Genomic DNA, 11,224 nt, shown 5'->3' with positions numbered 1-11,224 from the left:
GGTGCGGATACCCAGACTTGACTGTCCTGCCCTGTATCACCGTGCTCCGCGTCAGCCGAAGGGTAGTGCGCGAAGTGGGGCCGCTGAGCCTCGCGGGCCTGCTCGGTCCATCGGCACAGTGCGGCGGAGCCGAGGTCGAAGGGGAACGGGTCGGTGAGGGCGTGCGTTCGTCGACCCGGACCAGTCGGTCGACGTAACGCCTCCTTCGAGACCGCCGCCCCGCGCGTGGGAGGCGTTCGACGCCGCCCGCCTGCCCGGCCACCATCACGTCGCTCTCGACCACGACGGTCGGGTGGGCTGGGCGGCGGTCAGCGCGCTCTCGGCGCGGCCCCGCGTACACGGGGGGATGGCCGAGCACTCCATCTACGTCCATCCCACCGCCCTTGGCCAGGGTGTTGCACGCGCGCTGCTGGAGGCGCTGGTCGACTCGACGGAGGCAGCGGGGATCTGGACGAGCCAGTCCAGGGCCACAGCCCGGTCGTCGGCTGAACCGGACGGTGTCCGGCCGCGCGCCGACGGCCGGACACCAGGGTCGGGTTACCGGCGGATGCCGCGCACCGAGCGCACCAGCTCGGCGAATGCCCGGATCACCACGGCCGGCTCTGTCGCGCATCCGGTGGTAACGAGACGTAACTGCCGTTGCTGAAGGTGATGGTCCCAGGTCGAGGGCCGTACGGCCGGGGCTGGTGGCCCCGGAAGCCGTGCGGTCCTCCGAGGTGGAGAGCCCCGTGAGGGTGTGACGCCACGCCGAGGCCCGAAGTATGGCGGCCTGCCACGATCCGCTCACCGACACCCGCCCGGCCTACCTGACACTCCGTCACCACCGGATGTGCGACAGAGCCGGTCACCGTACAGACCCGAACCATGCGGCAACCCTAGTTGCACGACTGACAGGGCGTTGAGCAGCGCACCGGGCAACTCCCCGACGAAGCGGCATCCCCGCCGCTCCTTGATCAACTTAGACCGACCGGCAAATGGTGGGCGGGGCCGCCCAGGCGGGCCCGAACGCAAGGCAGGCACGAGCCGTGAGTGATCATGGAGTTCCCTAAGAATGGGAGGCGGTCCGGGAGGACCGGGTGTGGCTGATGGAGTTCCTGCCGCTGATGGCTTGTCGAGAATGGCCGCCCGGTCCTTCGGGACGCTCCGACTGCTGATTGAGAACTGCGGGCATCGCTGGTTAAGGACCTGTCGGCGGAGTGTTCCTCGGGCCATGGAAGTGCTGGTCACGGAGGAACGGAGCGAGCAGGTTGAGTACAGGTGGGGCTCGGATATGGGTCGGCATCGACGCCGGCAAGGGGCATCACTGGGCGGTCGCGGTCAACGCTGAGGGCGAGCCGGTGTTGTCCAGGAAGGTCCTCAACGACGAGAGCGAGATCCTGGCTCTCATCGGGGCGGCCTGCGACAGCGCCGACGAGATTCGCTGGGCGGTAGACATCTCGGGGCGCGCGTCCTCGCTGCTGCTGGCCCTCCTCATTGCCCACGGCCAGCAGGTGGTCTACATACCCGGCCGCACCGTGAACCGGATGTCCGGGGCCTACCGCGGCGAGGGCAAGACCGACGCCAAGGACGCCCTGGTCATCGCCGACACCGCGCGCATGCGTCGCGACTTCACCCCGATCGAGACCCCCGACGACCTGGTCTCCACGCTCCGACTGCTCACCAGCTACCGCCGCGACATGATCGCCGACCGCGTTCGGCTGATCAACCGGCTGCGCGACCTGCTGGTCGGCGTCTGCCCGGCGCTGGAACGCGCCTTCGACTACTCGGCGGCCAAGGGCCCCGTCGTGATGCTGACGGAGTACCAGACCCCTGCGGTCCTCCGCCGGATCGGCGTCAACCGGCTGACCACCTGGCTGGAACGGCGCAAGGTCCGCGGTGCGGGTGAGGTCGCCGCGAGGGCTGTGGAAGCCGCCCAGGCCCAGCCCACCACGCTGCCGGGCGAGAAGCGGGCCGCGAAGTTGGTCGGCGACCTGGCCCGCCAGCTACTGGCCCTGGACGAGCGGATCAAGGACAACGACAAGGAGATCCGCGAGACCTTCCGCACCGACGACCGCGCCGAGATCATCGAGTCCATGCCCGGTATGGGCCCGATCCTGGGCGCCGAATTCGTCGCCATCGTCGGAGACCTGTCCGGCTACCGCGACGCGGGCCGACTGGCCTCACACGCCGGCCTCGCCCCGGTGCCGCGCGACTCCGGCCGCAAGACCGGCAACATGCACCGGCCCAAGAGGTACAACCGGCGCCTGCGCTGGCTGTTCTACATGGCCGCACAGTCCGCCATGATGCGCCCGGGACCATCCCGCGACTACTACCTCAAGAAACGCGCCGAGGGACTGATCCACACCCAGGCACTGCTTGCACTCGCCCGCCGCCGAGTCGACGTCCTGTGGGCCATGCTGCGTGACAAGAGACTGTTCACCTCTGCCCCACCTGACCCCGCGCAGGGCTTGACCGGTCATTGAGATTCTTGACGCTCAGTGATCACCCGGAGGGCTCGTGCCTGCGGTCCCATCATGCCTTTTGGAACCCCTGTGGGACCAATTCTCCGCTCTGCTGCCCGTGCGGAACGCGTACGCGAGAACCATCCGCTGGGTTGTCACCGGCGACGGGTTCCAGACCGGACCGTCTTCGAGTACATCGTGCTCGCGCTGGTCCACGGCTCCGGCTACGAACGGATCGCTGGCGCCGGATGCCCCGACCGGACCATCCGGCGCCGCGTCAAACAGTGGGCTGAACTGGGGATATCCGAGAAGGTCTACGCCCTCGCACTCGAGGCCTACGACCGCATGATCGGCCTCGGGCTGAGCGAGATCTCGGTGGACGGCTGCATCACCAAGGCCCCGTCCGGCGGTGACAAGGCCGGGCGCTCCCCGGTGGACCGGGGCAAGCAGGGACTGAAGCGCTCCGTCGCCTCCGATGCCTGCGGTGTCCCGCTCGGCATCGTCTCCGACGGGGCCAACCGGCACGATTCACCCCTGCTCGGCCCCACCCTGGACGCGGCGCGGGCACAGGTCGGCGCGATGCCGGAGACCGTGAACGTCAACCTCGACCGCGGCTACGACAGCGCCAAGTCCCGTTTACTGATAGCCGAGTTGGGTTTCACGGCCGCGATCGCCCGCAAGGGAGTGCCCGCCCCGATCCAGGCCGGCAAGCGCTGGGTGGTCGAGCGCACTCACTCGTGGATGAACGACTACGGCAAGCTCCGCCGCTGCACCGAGAGGAGCGGCGAAGTCGTGGACTTCTACCTCTACCTCGCCGCCACACTCGTCACGCTCCGCATGCTCATCCGACGATCGACGAGCCGCTACCGCTGGGACAGCCGACCCACCACCCGACGCCTCAAGTGATCCATCTGCCGGTCGGTCTTAGAGGGTGTCTCATGTGGTGGCTGGGCGATCTGCGGCATGATGGGGCTCATGGTGGTTGATCTGTCTCATCGGCTGGTGCCGGATGGCCTGTGGAGGCTGGCGGCGCCGTTGATCCCGTCGTTCGCGTCCCGCCGTCAAGGTGGTGGGACGGCGGGGCTGGAGGACCGGGCGGTGTTCACGGCCGTGGTCTACGTTCTGACATCGGGGTGTGCCTGGCGGCATCTGCCGCCGACGTTCGGCGTTTCGCCGGCCACCGCGCACAGGCGGTTCGCCGCATGGTCGAAGGCCGGGGTGTGGGTGCGACTGCACCGTGTGGTGCTGGACGAGCTAGGGGTGCGTGGTGAGGTGGACTGGACGTCGACGATCATCGATGCCGCCTCGGTCCGCGCGAAAAAGGGGGCACGCTGACCGGGCGCAATCCGGTCGATCGGGGCAAGAAGGGCAGCAAACTCCATGTCCTCACCGACGCCCGGGGCCTGCCGCTGGCCGTCGGCGTCTCCGGTGCCAACGTCCATGACAGCCAGGCACTCAAGCCCCTGGTTCGTGGCCTGCCGGCGGTGAGGTCACGCCGCGGACCTCGTCGGCGACGCCCGGACAGGCTTCGCGGCGACAAGGCCTACTACTCCGCCGACACACTCGCCTGGCTGCGTCAGCGCGGCATCACACCCCGCATCGCCCGCCCGGGAGTCGACAGCTCGGAGCGGCTCGGCCGCCACCGATGGAAGATCGAACGCAGCATCGCCTGGCTCTTCGGCTATCGCAGACTGACCGTCAGATACGAACGGAAGGGCTCCCACTTCGCTGCATTCCTCGGCCTCGCGGCAGCCCTGACCTGCTACAAGAAGCTCGCCAAGATATCCACATGAGACACGGTCTTAAGCTTCGCGGCATTAGCCTCGGGCTTTCATGAGGCCAGCTGTCCGACGGGTGGTCAGGAAAGCAGAAAGGGCCTCTGACCAGCGAGAATGAGGATTGTCTAGGTCCCTGTTCCCGCCCCGGTCGGAGGCACTTTCCAGGTGAGTAAGCGTAGCGGGTCGTATCCGCGTGTCCGCGTCGAGGGCGGTGGTCGCGGGGTGGTCTCGCAGTCCGGTGCCGTTCTGCTGGTCGAGACGGCCCGCAAGGTGGGGCTGGACGCGGCGATATCGGCGGCACTGGCGCCGTGGCGCAAGGCGCGCGCGGTCCATGACCCGGGCAAGGTCCTGCTGGATGTCGCGCTCGCGGTGGCCCTTGGCGGGGACTGCCTGGCTGATGTCGCGATGCTGCGGGCCGAGCCCGCGGTGTTCGGACCGGTCGCTTCCGATCCGACCGTCTCGCGCCTGGTCGACACCCTCGCCGCGGCCGGGCCCCGTGCACTGGGGGCGATCCGGCGGGCGCGGGCCGAAGTCCGCGGGCGGGTCTGGCGGTTGGCCGGCGAGGCGGCCCCGGACGCGGGCGGCGAGGTGATCGTGGACATCGACGGAGTGCTGGTCCTGTCGCACTCCGAGAAGCAGGACGCCGCCAAGACCTGGAAGAAGACGTTCGGCCACCATCCGCTGTTCGCGTTCGTCGACCACGGCCCGGACGGGTCCGGGGAGCCGGTCGCCGGGCTGCTGCGGCCGGGGAACGCGGGCAGCAACACGGCCGCCGACCACATCGAAGCGGCCCGGACGGCGTTGGCCCAGCTGCCGAAGAAGTACCGGCGCGGACGCCGCACCCTGATCCGAACCGACTCCGCCGGCGGCACCCACGACTTCCTCAACTGGCTCACCGCACGCGGCCGATGGCTGTCCTACTCGGTCGGGATGACCATCACCGGCGGCATCCACCAGGCCGTTCTCCTGGTCCCGGCCTCGGCATGGACCCCCGCAGTCGAACCCGGCGGCGAGATCCGCGACGGCGCCTGGGTTGCCGAGCTCGCCGGCGATGTCCTCAAGGGCTGGCCGAAGGGGATGCGGCTGATCGTCCGCAAGGAACGGCCGCACCCCGGAGCGCAGTTGCGCTTCACCGACGCCGACGGAATGCGGCTGACCTGCTTCGCCACCAACACCACCCACGCCCCGATCGCCCGGCTGGAGCTGCGGCACCGTCAGCGGGCCCGCGCTGAGGACCGCATCCGCGCCGCCCGCGACACCGGCCTGCGCAACCTGCCCCTCCACCAGGCCACCCAGAACCAGATCTGGCTGGAGATCGTCCAGCTCGCACTCGACCTGCTCGCCTGGATGCCCATGCTCGCCCTGACCGGCACCGCCCGCCGCTGGGAACCCAAACGCCTGCGACTGCGGCTGTTCTCCGCCGCCGCCCAGCTCGTCACCACCGGCCGCCGCCGCTACCTCCGCCTCGCCCGCCACTGGCCCTGGACCGACGTGATCACCAGCGCGTTCGCACGCCTACACGCCCTGCCAGACCCCGGCTGACCAGCGATAACGCCCCACCCCGACGAGCACTCGACCACTTCCGGAGCTGTGGAACCCGGCGCCCACCCGACGCGACAGCCGGGCCCTCGGCATTTCTACAGGCAGAAAACCCACCCCAGACAAGCAGAAACGACCCGCCAGCCAAACTGACGAGCCGTCATGCAAGATCGAGGTTAGGACGAGGCCCAGAGTGGGCAGACCTTGGCGCCGGGTTGTCGTCCTCACATCCGGCCTTGACGTCTTTGAGCCGCGGCCGCATCACCCGCGACGATGAACGGGTCCGTTCTACCCGGAACCCAAGGTATGTTCCCGTCCAGCAGGAGGCCTCCGGTGCCCTATATCACTCCTCGAACACCATGAAGAATACTCGCATTTCAAGGGGGCGCATTGGTGGACCGGGTGCGACCCCGTCAGCAATGAGAGAGTGTACATCTGGGACGATAATATGCCCGAGCGGCGCCATGGCTCCCAGTGGACGATTGGGAGCCCAACGATCGAAACCTCCTCACGCGCTGCGGGCAACCAATGGGGCGAAGGTGCTGTCGGAGCCACCGGGGCCCCCTTGATATGCGGGAAGAATGGGAAATCAAAATCCACCCCGACAACCCCAGCATATGGATCTGGGCCCCGCACGAATCCCGCTTCGCAGATCGACTACGCCTTCTCGCTCACACGCCCGGGGCCAGACTCCACCGCCTGGACGACGCAGAAGGCAACCGCGGAGAAGGCCCGGGGCCACCGACAATGGCTCAAAGCAGGAATAAAAGAAATAATGGAAAAAGCGAAAGGAAACCCTGGCATTCTCCCCGAAGATCTCCTTGAGGAAAATCTCACAAGAGAACTCGAGGAGTAACTGCGGATCTGGCAGCGATAGGATCTGAAGAACCATTCCACCCAAATCTGCCAGTCTCATGACTGTGCCTGGACGGGCAGGACCCGGCCGACCATCAGCTCATCCCGGCCGCCTCGGTAAAGTCGGGAGTTCGAGAAGCAAAATCATGGAGGTATCCATGCCCTGTGCATTCCCTGGCTGCCGACGCGATACGGACGCAGAAGCCGAAACCCCCCACACAGTCTGCACTGGGTGCAGGCTCTCATTCCATGAGGCCTGCGCCCCCCTGGCCCTGGCCTGCCCCGCCTGTGGCTCGCCTGACGCACTGCACTCCATCACAGCAAGCGTGAAAACGCTTGTCCGGAGCTACGTTGAAGCAACCGGGATCAAAGCCGAGGATGTTCAGTTTGCACCTCCAGAACCCGTGAACGTCACACGCTTCGAGACCGCACCAGGGCGATTCGAGGAGGTCCTCCGGGACAGCGCCGGCCACCTCTACATCAGCAGATCAGCAGGGCGCGCCTACCTCACAGGATCCCGTCGTCGACTGTCCGACGACGACGTCGCCACCGATCACCAAGGCGACATCCACCCGACCGACCGAATCGGCCACCCCATCACCCTCACCGTGCCGAAGGAGAAAAGGAAAGACCCTCCAACGCCCGCCAAGGAACGGAAGCAAACACGGCGGCACGGACCTCGCGTGAAGGACCCGAAGGAGGAATCTGACCGGCTTGTGGGGCTGCTTGAATCTGTATATTCCGGCGCAATATCGGCAGAGGATCGGGATGGGCTGATAAATATCATTGGGGTTAGGAAGAAGGCACCCGTGCGCTTCTCCCTCGCCAGCTCCGGCAGCGACGTGCGAGTGATGTACAAGGGGCGCCCGGTCTACTTCGAAGGAAATGATGTCCATCGTATCGCTCGAGACCCGGGATGGCTGTATGTGATGAACTCCGGCGCCATGGAGATCATGTGCTGGAAGGAGAAAAGGCGGGCCCTAACGATGAATGACTTGGGATCCGGGCTTATCGAGGAAAATGCCAGTGGTGATTGGTTTGACCTAGACTGGGAACCAGGGAGGGTGTGCCTGGTTTCGGCGGGCTGGTTTTATGATGGCGACAACCGGGTTCTCTACGGGGGACGGCCCGTAAAATTCGACGGCAAGGAAGTCAGATGGAATGCCCATGGAATTTATATCGAGGCTGGCCGTGACGACAAGATCAGGTATCTTGGCACTGTCGAAGGAACTTCCTTCGCAGCCATTCGGTATACGCTCAGTGAATGGAACGCAAGAAACATTCGCGTCCCTCAAAGTGAAGCACTGGGAACCATGCTTCCCCCAGGGGTTGTCCTCAGCAATCCTATGCCGCGTAGCGGCCTCGGGGAGTTCTCCGATGAGGGTGCTGCCCCTGATGCATGGGAGGTCGACGGAGTGGGTCGGCTCCGCTACCGGGGAAAGATTTTGAGATTCAGGGGAAAAGAACTCAGGACCGGTCCCCAAGGTGCCTACATCGAATCGGCAGACGGCGACAGCCGACAGTTCATCGTTACCACCAGAAGCGACGGAAAGCCAAACCCAATCCATCTCGATATCATCGCACTGAATGGCAAGAAAATCCATGTTCCCCATGCGGAAGCACTCAGCACTGTCCTCCCTGAAGGTGCGATGCCGAGCAAACCGGTGCAGTCCTTCCAAGGACGATTCACATTCCCCGGAAAATACGGAGCCCCTAGTCTCTGGGAGACCGGTCCGGGCGGCATTGTCCTCTACAGAGGAAGGCCCATAGAATTCCAAGGCAAAGAAATTAAGACCAGTTCCCAGGGAATATTTGTCGACACGGAAACCGCAGTCGACGGGGGAGGCGAAAGGGCTGGGCGGCACATAGCCTGCAGGCAGTACATCATCACTGTTGGCAGCGACGGCGCTCCCCAGCCCATCCACCTTGACCCGGCTCAAATGGAGGCAAGAAACATCCAGGTTCCTCACCCGGAAATACTCAGCCGAATACTTCCCACAGGGACGGGATTGAGCGACCCGGTCGCACCCGTGGACGGCGCTTTCCCATTCCCCATGCAGCAAAAGCAGACGAAGGCCGACTCGTCGTGACAACAAGGGTGGATCATTGCTGCTCTCACCTCGATTCGTCAGCGGTGATCGCTGGTGTCTGACCGCTTCACTTCGCCCGCTTTGTCCTCTGGGGTGAGGTGGTGGGCCTTCGCGTGACGCTGCGGCTGTGCCGGGTTCCACTGGCCCGGGAGATGTTGCGGGTCTGCCCCTTCCTGGTCTTCGTCGGGACGGCTGTTGGTCTGTCAGCTCAGGCTGGCAGGGCGGAGAGCCGGTGCCAGCAGGTCTGGAAGGCTTCGCGCCAGGGCCACGTGCGGCTGAGGGTGAGCCAGCAGCGGCGGGCATGGCGGGTGTGCCTGGCCGGCAGGTGGTAGAGCCGGTAGCGCATGGTGTCGGGTTCGGCGTGGGCGAGGCCGGGCTGGTCGTGCAGGCCGAGGAGCCGGGTCCAGGCGTCCAGGTCGGCGGCGAGGTTCGCGGCCAGCACCCAGCCCCAGTTGACGTCCCAGGACTGGGAAGGGAGGTTGTGCAGTCCCAGAGCCTTGTTCGCACGCCCACAGGAAGCCCCGCCCCGGGTTTGTTCGAGACTTCAGGTTGTGGCTGTGACCTGCATGTTTGGGTGTTGTTGGTAGTAGTTGGCTTCGTATTCGGCGGGCGGGATGTGGCCGAGCACCTGCAACCTGGCGCGGCACTGCAACCGGCGCTGTCACGTTGTTGTCCGGGTCTGGGATGATCTTGGGGTTGGTCGTCTTGTGAGGGGTCGTTCGTGTCGTCGCCTGCGGTGCCGTCGTACAGCAATCACCGGTACCCGGCGGAGGACATCTCCCACTCCATGTGGCTGTATTTCCGCTTCCCGCTCTCCTTCCGCGAGGTGGAGGAGCTGATGCTCCAGCGCGGTGTGGTCCACCTGGACGAGGTGTTCATCAAGATCCAGGGTGAGTGGAAGTACCTGTGGCGGGCCGTCGACGCCGACAGCGAGGTCCTGGACATCCTGGTGCAGAACCGGCGGGACAAGGCCGCGGCCAGGCGGTTCTTCCGCCGGCTCCTCACAACCACCACCGCCGTACCCCGGGTGGTCGTCACCGACAAGCTCGCCTCCTACCGGGCCGCGCACCGCGAGGTCATGCCCTCGGTGGAGCACCGCTCGCACAAGGGCCTGAACAACCGGGCCGAGAACAGCCACCAGCCAACGAGGCAGCGAGAACGCGCGATGAAGGGCTTCCGCACCGTCGGGTCAGCGCAACGGTTCCTGGCCGCGTTCAGCGGCATCAGCCCCCACTTCCGACCCCACCGCCACCTCATGACCGCCGGCGCACACCGCCTCGAGCTGACCATCCGCTTCACGATCTGGGACCACATCACCACTGCCACCAGCCGGCCAGCGGCGTCCTGACCCACGAGCCGACCCCGCACCCCACCACACCCCGACGCGACCCCAAACGATCAACCAACCAACAACGTGACAACGCCGTTGGGGTCGCTGAGGGGGCGGGCGGTGAAGGTGGCGTTGCTGGTGTCGAAGGCGATGTTGGCGGGGGCGTCGCAGCTGCTGAGGTTGGCGGTGAAGGTGGGGCTTCGTTGTTGTGGCCGGTGGTGGTGACGAGTTGGTGTTGGCCAGGTGGCCGGTGGTGGGGCTGGTGAATGAGAGTGCGCGGGGCCCGCCAGCATGTGAGCATCGCTCGTATCCGTGCCCAGGAGGTCCTTCGTCATGCCGATGCTCACAGCGCTCGTCGCGACCGCGATGGCGATGGCGTCCGTCCTCGCCCCCGCCGACGGGGCGTCGCCGGACGCCCCGGAGTTCCTGGAGCGGTTCCAGGCACCGGACTGGGGGACAGGGCGGACCTGGAGCCCGGACACCATCGCGTACCGGTGCCGGACCACCAACCCGACCGGCTGGAAGCTCGACCGCCTCGCGAAGGAAGCCCTGAGCACGGCGAACGGCTTCCTGACTATCACGGCCAGGAAGGAGTCCGAGGACAACTGGACTACCGGACTGCTCACCACCGACGACTACTGCGCGAGCGGCGGTGACCGGGCCACCGTCGGCACCGGTGATCTCCTCCTGGTCCACGTGCAGCTGCCGCCGGACGGCACTGGGGCGTGGCCGGCGGTGTGGACCTGGCGAAACAAGGGGCACGAGGTGGACCTCTTCGAGTGGCACGAGGACCACCCGCACACCCTGGAGTTCGTCAACCACGTCAAGGGCGGCAACCTCTACTACGTCGATCCGGCGGTGGCCCCGGGCCAGTGGATCTACATCGCCGCGCACTTCGGCGAGAACAGTCTCACCTGGTACGCGGGGACCGACCCCGGCCGGCTTCCGGCGGTCTACCGCGACCGCTCCGGGGTGGGGCCCGACTACCTGGCCCACCCGATCGTCAACCTGTCGGTGAGCGACGGGTACTGGCACCCCCGCCCGGCGGGCGTCCAACCCATTACCTTCGGCATCGACTGCCTGCTGATCGACCGGCCCGCCACCCGGGCGGGCGGCAGCGCCCCCGACACGGTGAGCGGTGCCGCCTGCCGGTCACCCCGCGGACCTCGGCCCGGTGGTGCGGGCTGAGCC

9 protein-coding genes and 1 pseudogene are annotated in these 11,224 nt (G+C 66.5%); 8 read left to right on the top strand and 2 right to left on the bottom strand.

Going from position 1 to position 11,224, the window contains the following annotated elements; genetic code table 11:
- Nucleotides 1–250 precede the first annotated feature (250 nt).
- The 6 genes and pseudogenes from OHV05_RS35465 to OHV05_RS35440 all read left to right on the top strand — a co-directional run bounded on the left by OHV05_RS35465 (nucleotide 251) and on the right by OHV05_RS35440 (nucleotide 8,703).
- A complete protein-coding gene (locus tag OHV05_RS35465; RefSeq protein WP_405021743.1) occupies nucleotides 251–646 on the top strand; it encodes a GNAT family N-acetyltransferase in 396 nt (131 codons plus the stop codon).
- Nucleotides 647–1,247: 601 nt separating this feature from the next.
- Nucleotides 1,248–2,462: an IS110 family transposase gene (locus tag OHV05_RS35460; RefSeq protein WP_331730011.1), complete on the top strand. Its 1,215-nt coding sequence runs from the start codon at nucleotides 1,248–1,250 to the stop codon at nucleotides 2,460–2,462.
- A gap of 34 nt (nucleotides 2,463–2,496) precedes the next feature.
- Nucleotides 2,497–3,347 (top strand): annotated as a pseudogene (locus OHV05_RS35455) (IS5 family transposase).
- 69 nt (nucleotides 3,348–3,416) lie between these two features.
- A protein-coding gene (locus tag OHV05_RS35450; protein ID WP_331730009.1) for an IS5 family transposase occupies nucleotides 3,417–4,234 on the top strand; the annotation gives its coding sequence in 2 pieces (ribosomal slippage) (nucleotides 3,417–3,759 and nucleotides 3,759–4,234; 819 coding nt in all).
- Between the two features lie 150 nt (nucleotides 4,235–4,384).
- On the top strand, nucleotides 4,385–5,761 hold the full coding sequence (locus tag OHV05_RS35445; RefSeq protein WP_331730007.1) for an IS1380 family transposase: 1,377 nt from the start codon (nucleotides 4,385–4,387) through the stop codon (nucleotides 5,759–5,761).
- Nucleotides 5,762–6,939: 1,178 nt separating this feature from the next.
- Nucleotides 6,940–8,703 carry a hypothetical protein gene (locus OHV05_RS35440; protein ID WP_405021620.1) on the top strand — a complete coding sequence of 588 codons (1,764 nt, stop codon included), beginning with the start codon at nucleotides 6,940–6,942 and terminating at the stop codon, nucleotides 8,701–8,703.
- Between the two features lie 208 nt (nucleotides 8,704–8,911).
- On the opposite strand, the gene OHV05_RS35435 is transcribed toward OHV05_RS35440, so the two are convergent.
- Nucleotides 8,912–9,145, bottom strand: coding sequence for a transposase (locus OHV05_RS35435; protein WP_331730001.1), 234 nt, complete (start codon nucleotides 9,143–9,145; stop codon nucleotides 8,912–8,914).
- A 279-nt stretch (nucleotides 9,146–9,424) separates the two neighbouring features.
- On the opposite strand from OHV05_RS35435, the gene OHV05_RS35430 reads away from it, so the two are divergent.
- The gene (locus OHV05_RS35430; protein ID WP_405021619.1) at nucleotides 9,425–10,051 is read left to right on the top strand and encodes an IS6 family transposase; all 627 of its coding nucleotides are present in this window, start codon (nucleotides 9,425–9,427) and stop codon (nucleotides 10,049–10,051) included.
- Nucleotides 10,052–10,101: 50 nt separating this feature from the next.
- Here OHV05_RS35430 and OHV05_RS35425 read toward each other — a convergent pair whose 3' ends face one another.
- Nucleotides 10,102–10,368, bottom strand: coding sequence for a hypothetical protein (locus tag OHV05_RS35425; protein ID WP_331729997.1), 267 nt, complete (start codon nucleotides 10,366–10,368; stop codon nucleotides 10,102–10,104).
- Here OHV05_RS35425 and OHV05_RS35420 point away from each other — a divergent pair.
- Nucleotides 10,367–11,221: a beta-glucanase gene (locus OHV05_RS35420; protein WP_331729996.1), complete on the top strand. Its 855-nt coding sequence runs from the start codon at nucleotides 10,367–10,369 to the stop codon at nucleotides 11,219–11,221. The genes OHV05_RS35425 and OHV05_RS35420 overlap by 2 nt on opposite strands.
- The last annotated feature ends 3 nt before the right edge of the window (nucleotides 11,222–11,224 follow it).

Source organism: Kitasatospora sp. NBC_00070 (assembly GCF_045041205.1).
Classification (GTDB): Bacteria; Actinomycetota; Actinomycetes; order Streptomycetales; family Streptomycetaceae; genus Kitasatospora.
The sequence above is the reverse complement of the archived record's forward strand: the minus strand, read 5'-3'. Positions and strand labels throughout refer to the sequence as shown.